This is a genomic window from Nocardiopsis sp. NPDC006832, assembly GCF_040635885.1.
In the GTDB taxonomy this organism is placed as follows: Bacteria; Actinomycetota; Actinomycetes; order Streptosporangiales; family Streptosporangiaceae; genus Nocardiopsis.
Genome location: NZ_JBEYLC010000016.1, coordinates 45,464 through 68,506, shown reverse-complemented (window position 1 = coordinate 68,506; position 23,043 = coordinate 45,464). Strand labels below are relative to the sequence as shown.

The window sequence follows — 23,043 nt, the reverse complement described above, 5'->3', positions numbered from 1 at the left end:
TCAATGAACCCCGGAGGTCGAGGCTCCGTGGATCGCACGGAGCCTCGACCATCGCGCGAGCGGTCCTAGTCGGTGGGTAGGACGAACCGCGGTTCCTCCGCCACGGTCGGCGTTCCCGTCAGGGTCTCGCCGATGGCGGACGCCAACCGTTCCAGACCCTCGGCGGCGGTCTCGGCGTCGACCTGGGGCACTTCGGCGGCGCACACCTGGTCGGTGATCCTCTCGGGGTCGGCCGGACCCGGGTTGTCGAAGGCGTCCAGGGCCAGGGCCGCGGCGACGGGGTCGGTCGTGCCGAGCATCAGGTGGTCGGACTCGTTGTCCGCGCACAGCTCCTGGACGGCCACGTTGCGCACGTTCTCGCCGGCGAGTACGGACGCCCCGGACTCGTCCGTGGTGGCCGGGTGCACGGTGTCGTCGGTCGTGCTCAGGATGCTGGTGGTGCTGACCTCGGCGAAGGTCTCCCGCGGCGAGTTGAGCTCGGTGATGAACCTCGCCTCCGGGTCCATTTGCCACAGCGCGGGCGGGCACTCCACCTCAGTGGTGCAGTGGGTCGCGGTGCTGCCGTGGTGCGGCGAGCCCAGGGTCACCAGGTCGTCGACCATGTCCCTGGTGTCGGGCCAAAAACGCAGGGCGGCGCGCCCGAGGACCCCGCCCTGGCTGAACCCGAGGACGTCGATCTCCTCACCGTGCTGTTCGTAGGTGCCGCGGATGGCGTGGGTGACGTACTCGGACGAGACCTGCATGTCCGCGGTGGAGTTCTCGGGCGGCTCGATGGTGCAGACCGTTCGGGACTCGTTCAGCCGGGGAAGGTGGTTCCAGGAGAAGGTCTCGTCCGCTGTGAGCAGGGTCGGCGGGATCAGCAGGACGGGAGCCGCTTCGCCGTCGCCTGGACCTTCGAAGCAGGCGAACGCCGCGGCGAGCTCATCGGCGGACACGGTGAGTTCCGGGCCGCTGTCGGAGGCGCTGGTGTCCGATGAAGCTTCCTGGCCTATGTCGAGCGCGGCACAGCCCGTCAGCGGAATGGCGAGCGCCAGCAGCAGCGCTGCGAGATCGCGCTTCATCCGCCCTCGCCGAAACAGGTTCTTACGGAGAGGCTCCGTGTCGATGGTCGGTCCCTCGGTGTTCATGGCGACAGAACTTCCTCAGTGGTGGGTGTGACGATGCCCCGGTCGAGAACGGTCGCGGAATCGCGACCGAACCGGGTACGTTGGCGACGCTAAAACCTCACATCAATGTGAGAGGCAAGCGATGTGTCGCAGTTCACCAAGGGGGTGGGATGAGGATCGGGGAGCTCTCACGACGGACCGGAGCGAGCGTCCGGCTGCTGCGCTACTACGAAGAGAAGGGCCTGATCGGCAGTACCCGCAGCGCCGGCGGACAGCGCCACTTCACGGAGGACGCCGTTCCACGCGTGGAGTTCGTGCGCCGGCTCCTCGCGGCGGGGGCGACCAGTCGTGCCATCGCCGAGATGATGCCCTGCTTCGACACGCCCCTGGAGGAGAACTTCGACAGTGCGATGGAACGCCTGGCACGGGAGCGCCTGCGCATCACCAGCGACATCGAGGATCTATTGCGGGCGCGAAAGGCCCTGGACGCCCTGATGGACACCGCTCGGGAGCATCGCGCTCGGCTACCGAGGAACCAGGCGGGCCGACCTCTCGACCTTCCCGTCCACCGGACGTGATCGTCCCGCGCGCCGCGCGGCCCGAACTCCTAGGAGTCATCCGATGCTCAGTGGTGAACTCGCCGAACTGGCCGGCGTCACCGTCCGCACGCTGCGCCATTACCACCAGATCGGTTTGCTGCCCGAGCCCTCGCGCTCGACCGGTGGCTACCGGCGCTACGACGTGAGCGACCTCGTGCGGCTCCTGCGGATCACGAGGTCGACCGCGCTGGGCGTACCCCTGTCCGCACTGCCGGCGGTACTGGATGATCCGGCGGGGGTAGAGGAGTTGCTGGACGAGCTCGACCGCCAGGCGGCCGCCGAGATCGCACGACTCAACGCCCGAAGGGCCGACATCGCCGCCCTGCGCAGTAGCGGCTCCCCGCCCGACCTTCCCCCGGAGCTGGCGATGCTGCGCTCCGCCCCCGAGTCCGGGGTGCCCGAGGACATGGCCCGACACGAACACGAACAGCTGGTCCTGATCGGACACCTGCTCGGCGAGGACGGCCCAGCGAGACTCGCCACCCTGCTCGCAGGGGTGGACAAGGAGATGATCGAGCGGCTGGAGCCGCTGACGGCGCGGTTCTACGCCCTCGGCCCCGACGCCCCGGACGACGAGGTCGTGTCCTTGATCGACGACTGGGTCACCGGGCTGGAACCACTGTCAGCGCGGCTGGCCGGTACGCCCGAGCCCGGCCCGAAGGCCTCGGCCCTGCTGGACGAACTGTACGAGCAGTCCCTCGAACCCGTCCAGCACCGGGTGCTGCGCCAGGTCCTACAGCGGTTGGAGCATGAACGGCGACCGTCCGGGTCCTGACCCCACCGAGCCCTGTGGTCCGGGCCATGCCCTACGGCCTTGACTCCGAAGCGGCGTCGGAGTTTTGAGTGGACCGTGCTCGCGTCCATCGACCAGAGGGATCCACCATGACCGCCCCGTCGAAGCCGATCGCCGTCGAGGAGTTCTTCGGCCCGCCCACCCGCGGCCGGGCGGTGTTGTTCCCCGGACGGCACCAGGGTCGCCTACCTCCCTCTATCCGGCGAACGCCCGGACCGGACGGCCGTGGACGCCGGGGCGGATCTTGAAGAGCGAGCCGGACAACGGTTCCTCGTCCGGTTCCAGGTCTTCCCGGGACGTGGTCATGTAGAGGGTGCCCAGGTCCTCGTCACCGAAGGTGCACGCCGTGACCTTCTGGACCGGTAGCGAGATCACCTCGTCCAGGTCACCGTCGGGGGTGTAGCGGTGCACCTGGCCGGCGTTGACGATCGCGGTCCATATGCCGCCCTCCGCGTCGACGACCAGGCCGTCGGGCAGGCCACCGTCCCGTATCCGGGCCAGGACGCGGCGGTCGGTCAGGCCACGGTCGGAGTCCCAGTCGAAAACGGCGACGCAACCGGTGTCGGTGTCGTTGTAGTAGGCGAATCGGCCATCGGGCGACCAGTCGATGCCGTTGGAGACGGTGACGTGGGGAAGCACGGTGGTCACCTCCAGCTCCGGCGTGAGGCGGTAGAGGGCGGCCGTCCCCGGTGTCTTGTCGTAGGCCATCGATCCGCAGTAGAAGGTTCCGTCCGGGGCGCAGCCGCCTTCGTTCATGCGGATGCCCGGGTCGGTCCAGATCTCGACCCGGCGCCGTTCCTCGCCCTGATCGTCGAACAGCGCCACCCCGCGTTCCACGCCCACGATCGTTCCCCCACCGGCGCGAGGGCGCACGACCGCGGCGACGTCGTCCACGTGCCTTCGGGAGACGTCGCCGGAGGGTGTCAGGCCCAACACGTCACCGCGGGTCATGTCGACCCAGCGCAACCCGCCCCAGGACGGTGACCAGCAAGGCCCTTCGCCATGCTCGGTGATCGGATCGGTGACCCGTTCCACCTTCACGATCGCGTCCCCCTTCGTCATGCGACCCGACCCCGACCAGGCATCGTAGCCGACATCTCCCACATGAACACGCACAGTAATCAGATCGTCTACAATACGTGAGGTCATGAGTTCCGCACCCGATCGGTCAGGTCCGACACCCAGGTCCTTTTGGCGTCCCGCCTGGAATCGGGTGCGCACCAACGCCTGGTCGGTGCTCCAGCAGTCGGCCGCCGCGGGACTGGCCTGGATCCTGGCCGAGTGGCTGGTGGCGGGGGACCATCATCCGTTCTTCGCCCCGATCGCCGCCGTGGTCGCGCTCAACACCGGCTTCGGGGTCCGCGGGGTACAGGCGGTGAACCTGCTCACCGGCACCCTGATCGGCATCATCGTCGGCGCATCGGCGGTGTGGCTGATCAGCACGCCCAGTCTCGGGCTGGTCGTGGCGACCCTGGTCGCGACGCTGGTCGCCGTCGCGGTGGGCGCCGCCCGGGTGACCATCGCACAGGCCGCGGCCGCCGCCATCCTCACCGTGACCATCCCCTACGGAGGGGATGGCGGACCGCAAAGACTGTTCGACGCCGCGTTGGGCGCGGGCGTGGCACTGGTCTTCAGCCAGTTGCTCTTCCCCACCCATCCGCTGCGCCTGCTCTCCCAGGCCGAGCACGAGCTGGTCTTCCATCTACACCGCCTGCTGGTCAGGACCGCTCACGTCGCCGACCGGCGAGACGACGCGCAGAGCGAGGTACAGGACGCGCTCGTCTCGACGCACACCGCCATCGCGGACCTGGAATCGGCTCGATCAGCCGCTCTCGACATCGTTGACCGCACCCTCCGAGGGGTGTATCTGCGCCAACGGACCCGGACGCGGGTCGCGGCCGCCGGCCCCTTGGAGGGCGTGGCCGTGATGTGCACGCTCGTGGCGACGACGGTGTTGTCCGCCCCCGGGAAATCACAGACGGCCCTGGCCGCGGTCGTGCGTGAGGTCGCGGACGTGTTCGCGCGTGTGGCCGAGGCCCGTTCCACCGACGGCGCGTGGGGGGCGGCGGCCTTCTGGGACGCGGCGGCGCTGCGAGCCGAGGAGCTGCACGAGACCCTTCCCGGGCTCCGAAGGCGACTGGAGGATTCGGGTCCGGAGACCGACGCGGCGATCAGCGCCATCGACATCCTCTGCGACACGCTTCGCCGAACGGCGAAGTAGGGCGCATCACCGGTTCGCGGCGCCTACCGGTCTGTTCGTCTCCGATGGGGCACCAGGAAGTGCGGCCCTATGGTCGACCGCCCGCGGCGTTGGGCGGTTCGGGGGTGTTCGTGCGGGTCGGCGTTCCCCGGGTGGTCGACACTCACGCCCCGACGCGAAAGACCCCACCGGAGGGTCTCCGGTGGGGCGAAGCTCCATGTCAACGATGGATGGCCGGAATCATCCGGCACCACCGTGTGGGGGAGTCAGGGGGCGGGCCGGGGTCAGCGAACCCAGACGTCCCAGGTTGAGCCGTTGTACACGCACTTGTACTCGGTGAAGTCGTGGTTGTTGTCCTCCTCGACGACGTAGCTGTAAGCATCGATGAGGCAGACGGCCTGCATATCGAAGCCACCACCGACGACCTCCCAGTCGGCCGCGTGCGCGGGGCTCGCGGCGAGCGGGAGGGCCAGGGCCGCCGCTCCGATCGCGAGTCCGGTGGCGATGCGCTGCGACAAGGACATGTGTCTCCTCCAAAATGTGGATTTCTGTTTACTCTCCCCGCGCTTGGCGGGGAGAGGCCGTGCTGACCGCTCGCGGCGGTCGGTTCTTCCCGGGCTCACCGATGGGAGCCCGGTAGGTCCTGTCATCGGACACGTCGTCGCCCAGGTCGGCCCTCGGGCCGATCCGTCCTGAAGAGCCTGCTCGTGGCCACCACCCTGATTCCGACCGGCGTGTGTTCGAGTGGTTACTCGCCGACACCGATCAACCTAGTAAACGAAAACCGGCGAACCCTCCGCCTTGGGGACGAAGCGGACCCCGACGAACGTTCACGTGCGCGCGCCGTGGGGCAACGAAAGTTCAGTGTGGCGCCCAACGATCGTCGATCACCGACCGGCGGCCCGCGGACGTCCCGCGAGAGTGCTCACCCTCCGCCACTCCCCCGGACGTACTCCTATCTTCACGTCGCGACACCATTATCGGGACGTAATTCTCATAACGCCAAAAACGGACACAGGGCGCCATGGTTTCGCTGATATGAGCAATACGTCGGCGGGAACAGTACTCTGGCCGAGTCACCTGACCATGACCCCGTTGAGTCAGCGTCAAGCATGAGGAGGAGATTACTTGCTGACCCGTCTACACGACTTCATGAGACTGCGTACCTCACCCCCGATCTTCTTCGGATCGGCCGCGGTGATCATCGCCTTTGTTGTCGGAACCATCGTCTTCACCGAGCCGCTCGACGCGGCCGTCACCGTCGCCTCGGAATGGCTTTACGCCAACCTCGGCTGGTTCTACATTCTCGGCCTCACCCTGTTTCTGGGATTTTTGATCTTTATCGCCCTGAGTCGATTCGGCCGGGTGAAACTGGGACCACACGACGAGCCTCCCGAACACTCCGGACCTGCGTGGTTCGCCATGCTCTTCGCCGCAGGCATCGGTAGCATCCTGATGTTCTGGGGTGTGGCCGAACCCATCAGCCATTTCGGCGACCCTCCGCGGGGACCCTCTTTGGGCATCGAACCGGAATCGCCGAGTGCCGCGGCGGACGCGATGAACTTCACGTTCTATCACTTCACCCTGCACACCTGGGCCATCTTCACGCTGCCGGCATTGTGCTTCGCCTACTTCATCCATAAACGGAACCTGCCACCACGTGTCAGCTCGATCTTCCAGCCGATCATCGGCGAGGGGATCCACGGACCGATCGGCCGATTCATCGACATCGTCGCCATCGTCGGAACGGTCTTCGGCATCGCGGTCTCTCTCGGCTTGGGCGCCCTGCAGATCAATAGCGGGATCAACCAGGTGTTCGGCATCCCCGAGAGCGCCATGTGGCAATTGATCATCATCGGCGTCGTCGGCGGGGTCGCGATGATCTCCGTCGCCCTGGGGCTGGACCGCGGAATCAAGATCCTGTCCAACATCAACATCTGGATGGCCATCGCCATGTTGGTGTTCATCCTGGTCACCGGTTCCACCCTCTTCGTGCTCAAGGGCACCATCGAGTCACTGGGCAGTTACCTGATGAACCTGCCGGAACTGGCCCTGTGGAACGACACCTTCGCCAATTCCGGATGGCAGGCCGACTGGACGGTGTTCTACTGGGCCTGGACGATCAGCTGGTCCCCGTTCGTGGGCATCTTCATCTCCCGCATCTCCAGGGGACGGACCATTCGCGGATTCGTCTCGGGTGTGCTCCTCGTTCCGGCCGGCTTCTCGGTGCTGTGGTTCGGCGTCTTCGGTTTCTCCGCCTTCGACATCGAACTCCACGGAGACGGCGGACTGGTGGAAAGCGTCGTGGAACAGGAGGACGTCCCCGGGGCCCTGTTCGCGTTCTTGGAGCACTACCCCGCCGTGGGCGTCACCTCGGTGATCGCCATCATCCTGGTGGTCGTCTTCTTCATCACCTCGGTGGACTCCGCGGCCTTGGTCGCCGACACGATGGCCAATGGCCACGAGGACTTCAACCCGTTGGGACAGCGCATCTTCTGGGCCATCTCCATCTCGGTGGTGACCGCGACCCTGCTGGTCTTCTCCGGATCCGGTGGTCTGGAGGCGTTGGAGAAGATCATCGTCCTCGTCGGCCTGCCGTTCTTCATCATGGGCTATTTCCAGATGTACGCGATGTATCGAGCCCTGAGGGAGGACGCCGGAGAGCTGCCGCAGGTGCGGATGCGCAGGTGGAAGAAGGTCCTGCCACCGGAAGAGTACGAACGCCGCCAGGACGAGGACGAACACGACACCTCGGAAATCGTCGTCGAGCCCGAAGCCGTCGATGAGCCGCCCGTACTGCGCGACCCCTACGTCAAGCAGGTCCGGACCACCGGAACACACGGCACACTGTCGGCGCGGACCGGTTCGACCGGGCACAAGGACCACCCGCGGTATCAACCGCCGCCGTCCGGACCCCAGGACCGAAAGGATTCCGAGTAGGCGAAGCATTTCGGGACCGTGGTGGTCTCGGGCCGGGTGGAGGCGGCGGTCGGGGATCTCAACAGTGAGGTCCCCGACCGCCGCCTCCACCGGGTTGTGACGTCTGGAACCTCAGGAGTTGGGACGGTCACGGGCCGGTGCGGGTGTGGTTACCGGGCGGCGAACAGTTCGGGAAGGGACGCTCGGGTCCGGTGATGCGAGCGTCCTGTGGCCCTAGGATCATCGCGTCGGCGGGCCATGCGCCCCCGGTTCCTTTGACCGAGTCGGAGCGGTAGGACGCGAGGGCGCTCATGGGGATGGAGATCCCCGACGATCTGGCCAATCTCTTCTACGGGCTCACCGGGACCAAGTGGCCCAAGGTCGACGAGGACCGTCTGCGGAACATGTCCGACGCGTACGCGACCGTCGAGTACATCCTCGCCACCGAGCTTCCCGATTTGATCGTGGTCCTGCGGCGCAAGGTGCAGAGCACCTTCGACAGCCGCACCACCGAGTACTTCGAGAACTCCCTGGCCCAGTTCACCGCTGGAGAGCGCGACTACGTCGGCGAGTCCGCCAAGCTGGCCGGGGAGATCCGCCAGTACGCCAAGGACGCGGCCAACCAGGTCGAGTACGCCAAGTGGATGATCATCGGCCAGCTCATCCAACTGGCGTTGGAGATCGCCTGGGCGATCGCGACGGCCAAGTTCACCTTCGGCGCGTCACTGAAGATGATCCCGGTGTTCAAGTTCATCAAGAGCGTGGTCATCCGGCGCATCCTCAACTCACTGCTGTGGAACCTGCTCAGTCACCTGTTCATCGCGCAGATGTTCGGCGTGACGATGGACCTGCTCATCCAGCGGATCCAGATGGACCAGGGCAACCGGGAGGAGTGGGACAAGGAGCTCACCCGAATGGCCGCCGCGGGCGCGTTCGTCGAAGGTCTGCTCAGCGCGGGTCTGTCGTTCGGCGCGGATCTGTTCCTCAGTGGCCGGCTCGGCAAGCTCTTCGGTGACAACCTTCCCGATCCGCCGACGCCCCCACCACCCGTCCGTGACATCGTCCCCGATCCCCCGGCCGGCCCGGCCGTACGGGGGCCGGACCCCGACTCGATCGCCACCCCGACGCCACGGGACACCCCCGATGCCTCCCCGACCCCTCCACCTCGGGACCAGCCCGGCGACGGGCCCGAGGGGCCCCCGGGGCACGTCCCACAGCCGCCCGGAAGCATCACCCCGGAGTTCAATCGCGACCTGGTCAACCTGTTCGCGCGCAACTCCAACGAGTTCCTCGGCGCGGCCCAACGGCCCAACACCGCGAGTGTGGGCATGGACCACGCCCGGCGGTTCGTGGACAGGTCCGGCGACATGTTCGCCAAGCACTTCGGGGAGACGATCGGTGACGCCGCCGCACGGAACCTGGGGCGTGAGTACGCCGAGACGATGCTGCGCACGTGGAACACACCGCGCATGACGTCCTCCCTGGACGACGTCCTGGGCTCCGCACCGCTCCCCCAGAGCACGCGGGACCACCTGGCCCGGGACGTGCCGGAGGCCTTCGGCCGCACCGTGGCCGACTTCGGCAGCCGCTGGCGCGACCGGGCCATGTCCCTGGGCATCGGCGCCGCCTCCGGCGCGTTCGAGGGTTACGTGGGCGAGGGACTCACGAATCTGTGGTTCTCGCCCGAGCAGGAGTGGAAGGCGTCGGGCATGTCCGCGGTCGCCGGGGCCTCCAGCTCGGTGGTCCACGATCTGGCCGTGAGCGGCGGTCTCAAGGGCATCGACGCCCTCAATGGTCTGCGTGACCTGAACAACCTACCGGCACCGGAGTTCGGTGGTGCGGGGCCGGGGGCCGACCCGGAGCGGGGCGGCGACCGTGGCCCGGAGCCCGATTTCAGGCCCTCTCGTCTGCGAGGCGGCGGAGAGAGCCTCTCGTCCTTCGAGAGTGACGGCGGGGGCGGCGACGACTCGACGGCGATCGGCCTGTCGGGCCACCCGGGTGGGGAGGACGGCGCGGGCGGCGAGGAATCGTCTCGGGGTGGTGAGGCACCCTCCCGGCCTGAGGAAGAGGCGTCTGAGAGCGGGGAGGAAGCGTCCGAGGGCGGCGAGAGTGCCCCCCGGGGCGGGGAAGAACCGCGTCAGGGTGACGCGGAGCCCTCGCGGGGCGGGGAGGCGTCCCAGGGTGGGCAGGGTTCCGAGACACGTTCGGGGGAGGACGAGAACTCCGGCCGGCGTGAGGCGGAGGCCCCTCGTGCGGGGACCGGTTCCGATCCCGTCGGACGCGGCGGGGAGCACTCCGCAGCACGGTCCGGCGACACGAGCGGCTCCGACGGGGACGGTCGGGAACGGTCCGACGCCCAACCCGCCCCGGCGCCCGAACCAGGCCACGAGGATGCCTTCACCGGCGACACCACCACAGGCGACACCACGGGTGGGGAACCCACCCACGAGGCCGAGCCCGCACCCCCGACCACCGTGGTGGAGCCACCGCCCGCCGCGCAGGAGACCGGCGAGGAGCACTCCGGGCAGGCACCTCGTGGGGACCTGGAACGTTCCGAGGCGGAGGCGGAGACGATCACTTCGCCCACGGGTCCTGAGCACGGGGAGCCCGAGGGGTTCGAGGAGCACACCCCCCAGGCTCCGTCCTCACCCTCGCCCGAAGGCGAATCACGCGGCGGCGAGAGGCGAGACACGTTCACGGAAGCCGACCCCGAAGGAGAATTTCCAACTTCGAACGAAGGGATCGGTCGGTCCGAACCCCACGGGTCGGAGGCCGGTGGCATCGCCGGGGAGTTCTTCCGATCCCTGAACGGCGACCTACAGGAGAGCGGTACCGAGGGTGCTCCCGTGCCACCCCCGATGGTGGCCGCTCCCGTACCGCAACCGTCCGGTTCAGGCCCTGCGACCGGGCCGGCGTCTTCGTCTTCGTCAGGGCGGCAAGAGGGTACGGGCTCGGGCCCCTCCCGAGAAGGCGTGTACGAAGCGGGACAAAGGGATGGCTTCGAATCGCCGACGGACGAGGGCGTGTCCGCCCCTTCGGACCCGCCCGAGGTGGTGGACGGTCCGGTCGACACGGAGACGGTCGGTACGTCACGAGAGGCGGAGCACACCTCGCACGAGACGCCCACGCCGCGAACGGAGAGCACGATCGTTCCCCCGGCGCCGGCTCCTGTCACACCCGTGGCCGAGCCACCGTCCTTTGGGAGAGAACGGCCAGAGGGGCACGTGGCGAACCGGAGCACACCGCCCACCCGGCAGGGCGGCGATCCGCTCACCCCGATCCGGGAGGAGCAGGATGAGGGGGGCGTGGAGTCCTCCCCCGTCGATCCGGACGGCGACCCCATCGGGCAAGAAGAGACCGCCACCCCCGATCCCACTGCGGAGACCAGGGGAAAGAGGAAGGAAGAACCTCCGACCGATGGCGTCGAGGGGGACGTCGTCGGTGGCGAGGACACCCCGGTGCCCCATCGGGGAGAGGGCCTGGACGACGATGATGTGAAGGCACCGGTCGGCGATGGCGCCCCACCTCGCTCGGATGAACCCGCCGAATCGTCCGCGTCCGACATCCACGCCGTGGGTACTCCCCCACCGGTCGCGTCCCCTCACCGCAAGAATGGCTCCGAGACGGGTTCCCCACGTCCATCGAATCCGGTCCGCGACCGTGATCCGCTCCGGAACTCGGACGACCGTGCGCAGGAACCGCTCCCACCGACGGATCCCGTGGTCGAGGAGACTCCCGGTACGAGCGTCCCACCGGTGGCGGAATCCGAGGTCTCCGGGGCAGAGGGCTCTTCGACCGGGGGACCCGAGACCCGGGAACCCCGCACCAGGGAACCCAAAGGAAAGGAACCCGAGGCCAGAGCGCCCGACCCCGAGGAATCACGACCGCAGACCCCTCCGGCCACGGAACCCGAGACCGCTCGGACAGAGCAACCTCCGACCCCGGAAACCCGAACCAGGGAACCCAAGGGAAAGGAGCCCGAGACCAGGACGCCCGACCCCGACCCCCCGGCCGACCCCGCCGAGGAATCCGGGACAGAGGAATCCGAGTCGGCGGAACCCGTCATCCGAGAACCCAAGGGCAAAGGCCGTGCGACCGAGGAAACCGACTCCGAGACCGATGGTCCCCCACTCCCGATCACGCCCGAAGCGCCCGAAGCGCCCGAAGCGCCCGAGAACACCGTCCCCCAGGTAACGCCTCCGGTGGGGCCGCCGGCGGTCGCGGACCCCTCCCGTACCGGAGGCGCGGACGGCCCAAGGCTCAACTACCTGATCGAGTCGCGGTGGATCGAGGCCTACGGTGTCCGCGTCGATCCGGAAGCGGTCCTCGCCACGTTCTCGGGGTCCCCGCTGCCCGACGATGTCCGCGTCTTCTTCCGAGGCCATCTCGCCACCGACCCCCGAGGTTTCTTCTCCCCCGAGGGTGTCCGCAAGACCTCCTCCGACGGCAGGACCTACACACTGCGTCTGAGCACCGAAAACGTGTGGAGTCGAGACGAACGACCTCGACCGGGTGCCCCGACCGCCAACTACAAGGGTCTGCACGACGAGCAGACCCAGACGTCGACGGGCGAATCCGGGTTCATCGGTAAAACGCGGCAGCCGGCGGTGGGCGTCCACGCCAACCTCTTCCACGTGGAGGCCGCCCCGGCCCCCTCGTTCGGCGGCAAGGTGTCGGGCTACCGGGGCTCGTCTGTTCAACAGCAGTCCGGCGCCACCAACCACACCCAGCAGTTGAGCACGGAGATGACCGGCGAGGGGCAGCCCTACACCAGCGACCTGACGGTCACGTGGCGGGTCGAGGGAGATCCGGACCCGGTGGCGAGCACACCCGGGTCGGATGGTGCAACAGGGCCGGAGACCTCGGGCGACCCACCACCGACCACGACAGCCACCGAGGGCGTCGACGGAATCGAACTGGGGACCCTGTCGAACCCACCACCGGTCATCCCCACCGAAGGAGACGATGGGACCGAACAGGACACCTCTGGGAACCCGGCTCCCGCGACGACCACGATCGCCACGACCGAGGGGATCGAAGGGAACCAAGCGAACGGGCCGAGGGTGCTGGAGCCGACCCCCATTCCACAGGGGGTACGGCTGGTCGTGATGGGCGGTTTGAAGCCACCGGACGACCTTCCGACGTTCATCGAGTTCGCGAACCCGTGGGCACCGCCCGTGGCACCGCACACCGAGGGTGCCGAGACCACGACGAACGACACCGGAACCAACAGGGAGCTTCGACGGAACGGCGGCTTCCTGGCCCACTCTCACCCCATCTCGATCGACTCCCTCACCCGCCGCCCCACCCGGGGCGACACGTCCAGGCCGGAAGCGGACACCGCGCCCACCTCGATGAACGACTGGATCGCCGACCGGCTCGGGTTCGATTCCTCCGCCACCCCTCCCAGGACCCGCAAGGTGCTCCACCGCACCCATGGGAACGGCGAGACCCCGTCCGTGGTGACCCAGCGCAAGACCGGATCGCGGGAACAACACCGCGAGCTGAACCGATTCGGCGTGCTCACGGTGTTCTCCGACGACGTCATCATGCCCCAGCTGCCCACCATGACGAGCGAGCCCCGCACCGTGAGCGTGCCCGACGCCGAGGGTGGGACAGAGACGATCACGTTCCGGTCCCTGCCGGTCTCCATGGAACGTATCCCCGACGTCCCCAACAAGTTCAACATCAAGCTGACCGATCGTCTCACCCGCAGCGCCGGCCTGATCGCCAACCGCTTCAAGGGCTTCTCCGTGGAGTTCTCCGCCGGTGTCATCTCCCGGCTTCCCGGTGACATGGTCCGATTGGAGATGCCCGCCTTCCGAGAGCGCTTCCAGAAGGTGTGGACACGCGGCCGGGACCGATCGGACGATGTCTGGGACGCGCACCTGTTCCACAGCACGGACACGGCCGTGTACAAGGTACGGCGCACGATCGCCGTGTGGATGGAGAACGACACCTCTCCCACACTGTTCGACTTCTCCACGGTCGAGGCCCTCACCGCGGACGACGTCCGCCGGATCGACGAGGGCAGACCGAACACGAATAGGATCCCCGAGACGGAGGACCCGTTCCTGGACCGAGCCGGGGGTACGACCCACCTGGGCGGCGCCTTGGTCCGGGACGTGACCTATCCCAATGGCGGCGACGCCGGGGATCCTGCACGCCCCTTCTTCCGGGACTTCGCTCACCGGCTCCTCACCGAGATCGACCAGGAGTACCCGGGCCTGGTCCTGCCGCACCTGGCCATCCCGGGCACACCGAAACCCGAGACCTCCCACGCGGGTTGGCGCCACCGGCGCAACAAGAGCCAGGCCCGAGAGAACACCGAGAACTTTCTGGCCAAGGTGAACGCCGCGTCCTTCCACTCCGACCCGAACGCCTGGTTGTCGGGGCGGTTCGAGGTCAAGCTGGTCGAGACGAAGAAACTCCCTTGGCGCAACGAGTTCAGGGAGCGCCGTGTGTTCGTCCCCGACCACATCTCCGTGTGGCCCCGCGTCAGGTTCAACGGCTACTCCGAGGCCACGGCCCTCGATACCTCGCACACGGGCACCACCACCGGTTCGTCGTCGAGTCTGAGCCGACGGGCGGGCAAGTTCACCTCGCTCACCAATGAGGGGAGGGTCGGCGTCAATGTGCGCAGTGTCCACCAGGGCCTGGACACCTTCGGTCACCCTTCCCAATCGGGCGGCCCGACCATCCGATTGGCCTCTGATTTCCGTCATTCGAAGCGGAGCGAACACGGTATCTCGTCGGCCACCGAGACCAACGTCAAGGACAAGAGCGGTAGTCGCCGTCTTTTCGCGAACGCGGAGTTCTCGGCGTGGATCGGCCCCAGGGATGGGCTGGTTCCGCGCTCTTCACGGGCCGAGAGGGTGGCCGACCCCCGTATGGGGCGCGAGATCTTCGGTGACCCCGGCACCGCCGTATCGCGGCCCCGGGCCCAGGTCGAGTTGCACGCGCCCCGGGTGGGGCGCCGTGTTCCGCTCGACAGCCCGCCGACCACGCATGGGACACCACCCCGAAGCCTCCCCCCGGCCGAGGCGCACCGCCTCTTCGGGCAGGGACCCGAGGGCTTCGTGAACACCGCCCCACCGTCCACGCGTGTCCTCCCTCCCACCCAGTACGGGTTGGAGACGGTGGTGGAGGAGGCCGAGCCCGAGGAGGCCACGCCGCGCACCGAGAGCCGGAACCCACCACGAACGACCGACGGGACCACGACCACCACGAACACCCCCCGGGACACCGAGCCCCCGGCAGGACAGCAGGAGGGGAGCGGTCGGCGGAACAACGGGAACGACACGGCGGTCCGACCCCCTCAGCGGGACGATGGCGCCCCTGAGCCCCTGGCCATCCAACGCACCCCACTGGCGCGACTGCTGGCGGATACGTTCGGCACGGTCCAGGCCTTCGACTCCGCCCTCTTCCACCGCGACGGAAACGTCATCACCGTGGCGTCCCTCACCTTCGAGGCCATGGACCATGACCACTGGTCGTTCTCGCGGTCGGTCGACTCGCGGGACGGCAGCACGGCCATCGTCGCCGCCCATGTCTCCTCGCAGACACTGGCGGCCTCCCCCGGCTTCCTACGCGGGACGGGCGACCGCTTCCGGACCCAGCTCGACGACGGCCTCGCATGGCAACGCACCAGGCCGACCACCGTGACCTGGTACGTGCCCACCTACGTCGCGTCGGCCGCCCTGCGTGGGTCCGCCACGTTGGAATCCAACCAGACGCGGGAGGTCTCCTTCGGATCGGGGCTCTCCCACGAGAACACGACGACGATCTCGATCGCGGCCCGGGGTGTCTTCAACTTCCAGGAAACGGCCGAGACCCCCGGCCAGGCCCAGCGCGGAAACGACTATCCCATCGTCCAACCCGGGCTGGAAACGCGGCACACCTTCCACGGGCACGCAGAGGGGGAATCGTCCTCGGTGTCGTACCGGAACCGTCGGGAGGTCAAGTTCACCGGTGCCTCCTTCGAGTTCATCACGGGCGGCGTGATCCTCCAGGCGACCGAGCACAAGCAGGACATCGACTTCATCGTCACCTTCCCGCGGTCCCCTGGGGAGCATCGGCACACGGGTTGGCAGGTGCCGGTGCGGGACGCCCAGAAGGTGATGGTCCCCGAGCTGTGGGTGTTCGCGCGAGGGCTCGTCCACGACGCCATCACCTGGCGGCCCGACGGGACGTTCGAGCTCGGTACGCGGCCGCCGCCCACGGCGCCGCCGGCCGATCTCGTCACCAAGCCGGACCTGATGGGGAAGGGGCTCGACTCGCGTCCCCTTCAGGTGGATTCCCTGCTCGACCGGCTGAATCAGCGAATACGGTCGGACGGGTGGGAGTTGACCGTCAATTCCCGCGAGGACGTCATCAAGGCGTTGAACAGGCATGTCAGCGGTAACCGAATAGGGCTGGAGGTGCGGGTGAAACCCATCGGACCACGGTTCCACAACCATTCCCGCACCGCGACGCTCAACTTCGATGTCCAGCGCGGCCCTTCCAACGTCGACCATCTCGGCGGGCTGATCGAGTACGTCGACCGCAACATCACATCGACCGGTGATACCCAGACCAACACCAAAATCCGCGGCAATGGCACCGGCGGAGCGTTCGGTCTGCTCGGACCGATCGGAAACGAGCACGACCCGGCGACCGGGCGGGACACCGGAGCCATCAGTGCGGGCGGCACCCCCGCGTTCCGGCAGCAGTCGCGCACCGAGCAGTCGGATTCCCAGGGCTTCGCGCGCGAGCTGACACAGGAACGTGTGCTCTTCTCCCCCTACGCCACGGTCACCACCCCGACCACCGTGGCCGCGACGTTGACCATCGGCGATCGTGCCTACACCGAACAGGTCGACGACCTCCGGCAGGAGAGCGTCTACCCTCTGCCCTACCTGGAGACGAGGGCCACGGGGGATGCTCCTGTCCCCGCGCCGTCGTACCGACCACAGGAGACCCCCTTCGACGTCGACACCTGGTCGAGGAACAACAGAGGCCAGGACGGAACCGGCTTCCAGGATGGTGATGGCGGCCTCGACGCGATCCCCGTCGCGATCCAGGGCGAGGCTAAGTCGCTTCTCGACGCCGCCGTGGTCAACACCGCGCTGCTCCATGGGTGGACGAAACCGAACGAGCGCGCCGATACCGAGGTCTCCAACGTCGCGTCGGCCACCCGATACCTGGATCGCAGGTTCTCGGACATCGACCGGGCGGCGGGGATCACCGCACGCAAGGACGAACTACTCCTTCAGGCGTTGACCCCCGACGCGACGCACGAGCCCACCGTGCTGGCCGAGTTCGAGAAGTCCGTGGTCAAGGTGCGGACCCTGATCGACACCGGGTCCGCCAGGATCGAAGGGGTGAGCAACGAGAGCCGGTCCCGTGACTCGGATCAAGAGGGTGGGCGGCAATCGCAGGGCACGACGGAACAGATGGCGAAAAACGCCGGTCTCGGCATCGAAGCAACGCAGAGCGGACAGTCGGCGGACCGTATACGTGAGAACTTGCAATCCGAGTCCGCGGACTTGAGCGGTGCTCGTGGCGGAAAATCCACCGGGCAACGGCACGGGGCCGAGGCGAGCGGCCCGGGGACCAAACGCATGTTCCTCGTCCGTGTGCCGGCCGTGTGGGCCATTTGGGCCGAAGGCGAGGAAGGCACGGCCACTGCCCGTGGAGGGCATGCCGAGGCCTCGATACTGCGCTGGGTCGACGCCGATCAGGCGCGGGCTTGGGGTCTGACGACCGAGTCCCCGCAGATCAAGAGGTACGCGCAAGCGGAGAAGCGATTCAGTGATGCGGACGCGGCCTACTTCAAGGCGCGTGGGAAACTCTTCTCCTTCGTCGGCCGGTTCGATGCCCCCGAGGTCCGTGACAATTCCCGCCGGAGGCATCACCAGAACGAATACCAGAGGCTGGAGGAAGAATTCGGCAGAACGAACACGGCCCGTAACTCCGCGATGCGGGCTCTGGTCGACGCATTGCGCGACCTGCGAGCGTCTCAACCCGCGCCGGCGACGAGGGGCACCCCTCCGACTCAGACCACCGGTACGGGGGAAACGTCCCACAGCGCACCCGCACCGAGGGGACCCTCCCCCGACGTCGACGTCGACGTCAATACCGACAGCGCCGCGCCACGCACCCCACCGACCGCTCCCGGTCCGGCAGCGGAGAACACCGGGTCGCGGGCGACGACCGACAGCGCGCCCACCACCGATCACCGACAAACCAGGCACACCGAACCCGACCGCGTCCCGGTCGCCGGCCTCTACGACATGCCCCCACACCCCACACCCGCCGACACACCCATCGACGCACCGGCGTCAAGAGCCCCATACGCCAACGACGACATCGACACCATCACCCGAGCGACCGACCCGGCACGGAACGCCCCCACGGCGAAGGACACCCGAACGCCGAGAACATCCGATGGGCGGGCCCGGGAATCAACCGCACACGAGACGGCGTCCTCCCCCGCGCCCGCGCGTCCCCCGGGTCAACGAGATTCCGACGGGGTTCCTCGCTTCCCCGTCCAGACGGAACCGGCCGCCCACCAGGAGCACCCCCACGCACCGGTCGTCCCCCCGCCGCACACCCCCGGCGTCCCCACCGCCACCGAGGGCGGGGAGACGGAGACCGTCCCCACCGCCGAGGAACCCGAAACGACCGGCGAGGATCGGCCATCCCGGCAGGAGGAGCTGAACGCCGAGTTCCACGGCGCCCTGAACGTCCCCCCGAACGGCTGACGAGTGTCCCTCGTGTACATCCGGCCGTCAACGGGCCCACACGTTCCCTTCACCGCCCGCCGCTAGAACGTGGGGGAAGCACGGACGTGCCGACCCCCGCGGGGACGGCCCCACACACGGCAGGGGACGATGATGGCGAACGACAACCTGACAGTGCACCCGGAGGAGATGGCCCGAGCCGGAGAGGCCCTGCGCGAACCGGGGGAGATCATCCGGCAGGCGTTCTCCTACCTCGCCTCGGACCGTGGCGACGTGAGCACGATCTGGGAGCCCGGCGACGAGATCGCGGACTCGCTCGAAAAGAACCTGCTGCCCCAGGTGGAGATGCTGGACAAGCTCGGTGAGACGCTGGTCATCGCCTTCGACCGCACCGCCGACCAGGTGCTGCGCTCGGCCCGTAACTACCAGGTCTCCGAGGAGGGCGCCATCGACGTGAGCAACGACCTGGGCGTCTCCACGGGTTCCGGCGGTGGCCGACGCTGACGCGGCGTGAACGAGTCACGTGAGTGGTCCCACGCGGGAGCGGGGACCACTCACGTCATCGGGCGGGGTCCGGTGGCCCGTACTCAGTCCTCCGTTCGAGGCCGCGACGTTCTCCCTCGGCCCGCCTTGCGCGGTTTGGCCGGTTGGGGGCGGTCGGAGAGCGCGGTCTGGTCATCGGCCACATGTCCGGGCAGGGCCGGTGCGGCGACGGTGACGCGGGCCTGCTGCGAGGCCGGCCGGGCCGCACCGGTGTCCTGGAGGGGTTGCCGGGTCGCGCGGGGACGCACGGGTCCGCGGGCCGATCGCTCCACCGGTTCCGGAGACGTCGGCCGATCCACCCGGACGACACGGACCCGTCCGGCCTTGCGTCCGGGTACGCGCTCGAAGCGGACCTCCTTGTCCTCCCGGGCCTTCGGGGTGGGCGCCTCCTCCCAACGGGTGGAGTCCTTGGTCGGAACGGCCACGTGATCGGCGATTCCCGCGTCCGCACGGGTGGCTTCGCCGGTGGGACCGGGCGGGTCTTCGGTGAGGGGCTCGACCTTGGCGACCTCGCGTTCGGGAGCGTCCCCGGTCAGGGCGGCGAAGGGGTCCTCCGTGGTGGGGACGACGGTCTGATCCCCACCCTCGGTGTCGGGCACGGAGGTGGCGTCGGTGTCCCGTTCCGGTGCGAGGGTCCGCGGGTTCTCGGGTTGGTCCGGGTCGCCGTGTTCCTCTGCGTCCCGCTCCTCGGCCTTCCCCGTCTGCTCGGCCTTCCCCGTCTGCTCGGTCTCGGCGGCCGCGGACACCGGGGTCTCGTCCCACCAGGAGTCGTCGTGGTCGTCGACCGTGGCCACCCTGTGGGCGCCGACGTCCCCGTCCTGGAGGGCACCGAAGGCGGCACCGATGGCGGCACCGTCATCGGGAGCGCTCCGCTGCCCGTCCTCGACGTCACGATCGATCTCGACGGCTTCCTCAGCGGCGTCGGCATCGTCATCGGCGGCGAACGAATCGGGGTCCTCGTCCCAGGCCCGGGTGAGCCGCTCCCAAACGGCGTCATCACCCACCGGCGTGAACGCGTCGTCATCGGCCCAGTCCTCGGCGACGAGCACCGGACGGTCACGTTCCGCCTCCCACGCCTCGGTGTCACGGCGTGAGGACGGTCGTTCCGTCCGCTCCGACAGCGCGTGGTCCGCCTCGTGGTAGGTGACGACGGCCTCGCGGACCTTCTCCGAGGTCGATCCCGCCCAGGAACAGTGGAACAGGGTGGAGAGCGGCTGGCTGGTCTGCGAGATCAGCCCGTCGGCGTCGACCACGCAGTTGCCGCCCAGTGGCCAGCTGCCCAGGATGACCGCGGTGACGCCACGGTGCTGTCCGTGCAGCAACAATCCGGACAGAGCGTGCTCGTGTCGGGGGTCGGGGGAGGCGATCAGGGCGAGGGGTGCCCGCTCCCGCGTGTCCATGGCGTGCAGCTCCGAGGCAAGGAACGCCAACGCGTCCTCCATCGTGGGCACCATGGTGACCGGCTCGCACGGCCGATCGCGCAGCAGGTCCCGGCCGGCCTCGCCGAGCAACCGGGTCGCCTCGGGCTCGGTGATCAGGACGCGCACGGCGAGGGGTTCGGTCGGGTCCAGGGCGTTGACGATGAGGCGGCGGACCGCTGCGTCGGCGCCCTTGCCGATGAGGCCCAGGCCGGGGACGTGGTCCAGTTCCAGGGTCACGCGCTCGTGGATCTCGTCGGTGGGCTCGGGGCGCTCGGGCGGGGCCGGAAGCGCCAGGCGACGCGGGCGGCCGGCGCGCAGCCGCGGCCGGGGCAGGCTGAGCGCCATCCTCGGGACGAAGGAGCCCCGCTTACCCAGCAGGTAGCCCCCGGCCAGACCGGCGAAGGCCACGGTCGCGGCGATGCCGCCGTCCGGGATCTCCACGACGACGACTCGGGGTCCGTCCTCATCGGTGACGGCGGAGGTGTTGTCCATGGTGACGACGGGCCGATCGCCCTCTTCCTCCGCTGTCTGCGCGGCCTGGCCCTGTCCCTGCGATTCGGGTGCCGGGGCCGGGGGCGGGGTCGGTGCCAGGGTGTAGGCGATCTCGACTCGACGTTGGGTCTGCGCCGGTCCCTCGATCTCCTGGTCGGACCCCTTTCCGGTGACCTCGGTGTCGGGGGCGTTCTCGCCCAGGGACTCCGTCAGGTGCTCGGCGAGCGCCCGGGCCCGTTCCTCGGACAGTTCCTGGTTGCGTTCGGCGTCGCCACTGGGGTCGGTGTGACCGGTGATCCGGACGGGAACGTTCGGGTCCCAGTGGTCTCCGAGCATCTCGACGGTGGGCGCCAGGTCCTGGCGCATCCGTTCGGTCAGCTCCGCGGACCCCAGTTCGAACCCGCTGACGGTGCGGGTCCGTTCGACGGGCGCCTGTTCGGCGTCGTCCTGGGCGGCCTCGGGTGCCTCGTCCTCGTCCTCGCTCTGCTCCGCCGGGGCGACGGTGTCGGCGAACGCGACGGCGGGGGTGACCGCGGTGGCCGCGACGGCCGTGGCGGCGATCGCCTGGAGTGGGCCGAGCGGGCGCAGGCGCAGGGTGACGCCGCGCAGCCGCGCCACGGCCTCGGCCATGATCGCCAGCGCGAACAGTCCCCACAGCGCCCACAGGGCCGTGATCAGCGCGGCGGTGAGCACACCCGGTGGGGTCCGCCATCCGCGCAGGTGCGCCAGGGCCACCTCCCAGGAGGCGGGCGGCTCGGGCCAGGTCACGTGCCAGAGCAGTACGTAGGGAAGGCCGATCAGGAAGGCGAGCGCGAACGCGACCGCGCAGAGCCGGCTCAATGGATGCATCTCCGCCTCACGAGGGTCAAGGGGTGGACTGCGTGTGGGGGCGTGCGGTGGCCGTGGTCTCGACGGTGGTCGAGCCGGCGGGGAGCAGACTGAACGAGTAGGGCAAGGCGCAGGTCACGGTCACGGTGTCGCCGCTGACGTTGACGGTGCCGTCGGCTCCGGCGGAGCCGAGGAAGGCCTGGGCCGCCGAGGCCGCCGCGGCGGCGTCCAGCGGTACCTCCTCGGCGCCCTCCCGGTAGGTCTCCCAATCGAGTTGTTGGGCGCCCACGCGGGCTGCCTCCTGGGCCAGCGTCGCGGTCTGGCGGCGGGTCTGGAGCAGTTCCCCGCCTTCGTAGACGAGTCCGAGGCACAGGAGGAAGGCGAGCGCCATGATCACGACGAAGGCGCTCACCTGGCCGCGGTCGTCCCGCGTCGTGGCGGTGTTCATGGGGTCCCCCGGAAGGTGTCGATAGCGACGGTGGCGTCGCCCTCGATGCTGCGGCTGCCGGGGAAGGCGACCCCGAGCAGGTCGGAGAAGCTCACCGTGCAGGTCACGGTCACCGAGACAGCCCCACCGGCGGCGAGACCACCGTGGTCGACGTTGGTCGCGTGGTCGGAGCAGGCCAACCCCTGTTCCCGAAGCGTCGCGGATGCGATGGTGGTCGCCACCGCCGAGGCCTCCCCGGGGGTGCGTTCCAGGGAGGCCGCTCGGGCGGCGGCGTGGGCGACCTCGTCGACGGTGGTGCCCGCGTCGACGGTGCGCCCGGCGAAGATCATCAGCATCGCGAAGAGCAGCAGGGCGGGTGTGACGATGGCGAGTTCCACCGACGCGGAGCCCCGGTCACGGTTCCTCACGGTGTGGCACCTCCGGGGACGAAGCGTTCGACAGGGGCGACCGACACGTGTTCCACAGACCAGGTCGCCCCCGGTACGAGGCTGGGGACGGTACCGGTCACGGTGACTCTGACCTCCTCTGTGCCGCGATCGACGGAGACGTCGACGTCCCGTAGGACCGTTCCGGCGGCCGGGGCCGCCGTCGCGGCCCCTTCCACGGTGCGCGCCTGTTCGGCGGTGCGCCGCGCGAGGTCGGCCGCGACGTGTTCGCCGTGCGTCCACAGGGCGGCCTGGACGACCAGCATCACCAGGAGCAGGAGCGCGGGGGCGGCGATCGCCAGCTCGGCGCTGCCTCGGTCGTCTTCGTACTGACGCAACGGTGGCTCCTACTCGCCGCCGCCGATGAGGGCGATCTGCTCGGTGGCGACCTTGCCGATGGCAGCGACCGCGGCGAGGGCGATACCGACGAGCACCGCGGTGATGATGACGGTCTCGGTCGAGTAGCCACCGTCGTCCTTGGGCGGGGTCAGCGCGGCGAGGATGCGGACGTACAGGTCTTGCATGGTGCTTCTCCAGGTGAGCGG

14 protein-coding genes are annotated in these 23,043 nt (G+C 68.8%); 6 read left to right on the top strand and 8 right to left on the bottom strand.

Going from position 1 to position 23,043, the window contains the following annotated elements:
- Positions 1 to 65: 65 nt before the first annotated feature.
- Positions 66 to 1,127, bottom strand: a complete 1,062-nt coding sequence (locus ABZ717_RS10465) for a hypothetical protein (protein ID WP_358508037.1) — start codon at positions 1,125 to 1,127, stop codon at positions 66 to 68.
- Positions 1,128 to 1,276: 149 nt separating this feature from the next.
- Between ABZ717_RS10465 and ABZ717_RS10460 the strand changes: the two genes are divergently transcribed.
- Positions 1,277 to 1,684 (top strand): MerR family transcriptional regulator, encoded by a 408-nt coding sequence (locus ABZ717_RS10460; RefSeq protein ID WP_358508035.1) that lies wholly within the window; start codon positions 1,277 to 1,279, stop codon positions 1,682 to 1,684.
- 43 nt (positions 1,685 to 1,727) lie between these two features.
- Complete coding sequence (locus ABZ717_RS10455) at positions 1,728 to 2,480, top strand: MerR family transcriptional regulator (protein ID WP_358508033.1); 753 nt, start codon at positions 1,728 to 1,730, stop codon at positions 2,478 to 2,480.
- 213 nt (positions 2,481 to 2,693) lie between these two features.
- Here ABZ717_RS10455 and ABZ717_RS10450 read toward each other — a convergent pair whose 3' ends face one another.
- Positions 2,694 to 3,560, bottom strand: coding sequence for an SMP-30/gluconolactonase/LRE family protein (locus tag ABZ717_RS10450; RefSeq protein WP_358508031.1), 867 nt, complete (start codon positions 3,558 to 3,560; stop codon positions 2,694 to 2,696).
- A gap of 85 nt (positions 3,561 to 3,645) precedes the next feature.
- Between ABZ717_RS10450 and ABZ717_RS10445 the strand changes: the two genes are divergently transcribed.
- Entirely contained in the window at positions 3,646 to 4,719 is a 1,074-nt protein-coding gene (locus ABZ717_RS10445) for an FUSC family protein (protein WP_358508029.1), read from the top strand.
- A 263-nt stretch (positions 4,720 to 4,982) separates the two neighbouring features.
- Here ABZ717_RS10445 and ABZ717_RS10440 read toward each other — a convergent pair whose 3' ends face one another.
- Entirely contained in the window at positions 4,983 to 5,222 is a 240-nt protein-coding gene (locus ABZ717_RS10440; RefSeq protein ID WP_358508027.1) for a hypothetical protein, read from the bottom strand.
- Between the two features lie 628 nt (positions 5,223 to 5,850).
- Here ABZ717_RS10440 and ABZ717_RS10435 point away from each other — a divergent pair.
- The 3 genes from ABZ717_RS10435 to ABZ717_RS10425 all read left to right on the top strand — a co-directional run bounded on the left by ABZ717_RS10435 (position 5,851) and on the right by ABZ717_RS10425 (position 18,845).
- Positions 5,851 to 7,638, top strand: coding sequence for a BCCT family transporter (locus ABZ717_RS10435; RefSeq protein ID WP_358508025.1), 1,788 nt, complete (start codon positions 5,851 to 5,853; stop codon positions 7,636 to 7,638).
- 296 nt (positions 7,639 to 7,934) lie between these two features.
- Entirely contained in the window at positions 7,935 to 18,362 is a 10,428-nt protein-coding gene (locus tag ABZ717_RS10430) for a hypothetical protein (RefSeq protein ID WP_358508023.1), read from the top strand.
- 132 nt (positions 18,363 to 18,494) lie between these two features.
- A complete protein-coding gene (locus tag ABZ717_RS10425) occupies positions 18,495 to 18,845 on the top strand; it encodes a hypothetical protein (RefSeq protein ID WP_358508022.1) in 351 nt (116 codons plus the stop codon).
- A gap of 83 nt (positions 18,846 to 18,928) precedes the next feature.
- Here ABZ717_RS10425 and ABZ717_RS10420 read toward each other — a convergent pair whose 3' ends face one another.
- The 5 genes from ABZ717_RS10420 to ABZ717_RS10400 are packed head-to-tail and all read right to left on the bottom strand — an operon-like array spanning position 18,929 to position 23,022.
- Positions 18,929 to 21,646, bottom strand: a complete 2,718-nt coding sequence (locus tag ABZ717_RS10420) for an OmpA family protein (protein WP_358508020.1) — start codon at positions 21,644 to 21,646, stop codon at positions 18,929 to 18,931.
- A 16-nt stretch (positions 21,647 to 21,662) separates the two neighbouring features.
- A complete protein-coding gene (locus ABZ717_RS10415; protein ID WP_358508019.1) occupies positions 21,663 to 22,073 on the bottom strand; it encodes a pilus assembly protein TadG-related protein in 411 nt (136 codons plus the stop codon).
- The gene (locus tag ABZ717_RS10410; RefSeq protein ID WP_358508017.1) at positions 22,070 to 22,480 is read right to left on the bottom strand and encodes a TadE family protein; all 411 of its coding nucleotides are present in this window, start codon (positions 22,478 to 22,480) and stop codon (positions 22,070 to 22,072) included. The genes ABZ717_RS10415 and ABZ717_RS10410 overlap by 4 nt, the downstream gene beginning before the upstream one ends.
- On the bottom strand, positions 22,477 to 22,836 hold the full coding sequence (locus ABZ717_RS10405) for a TadE/TadG family type IV pilus assembly protein (protein WP_190318485.1): 360 nt from the start codon (positions 22,834 to 22,836) through the stop codon (positions 22,477 to 22,479). The genes ABZ717_RS10410 and ABZ717_RS10405 overlap by 4 nt, the downstream gene beginning before the upstream one ends.
- 9 nt (positions 22,837 to 22,845) lie before the next feature.
- On the bottom strand, positions 22,846 to 23,022 hold the full coding sequence (locus ABZ717_RS10400; protein WP_358508015.1) for a hypothetical protein: 177 nt from the start codon (positions 23,020 to 23,022) through the stop codon (positions 22,846 to 22,848).
- Between the last annotated feature and the right edge of the window lie 21 nt (positions 23,023 to 23,043).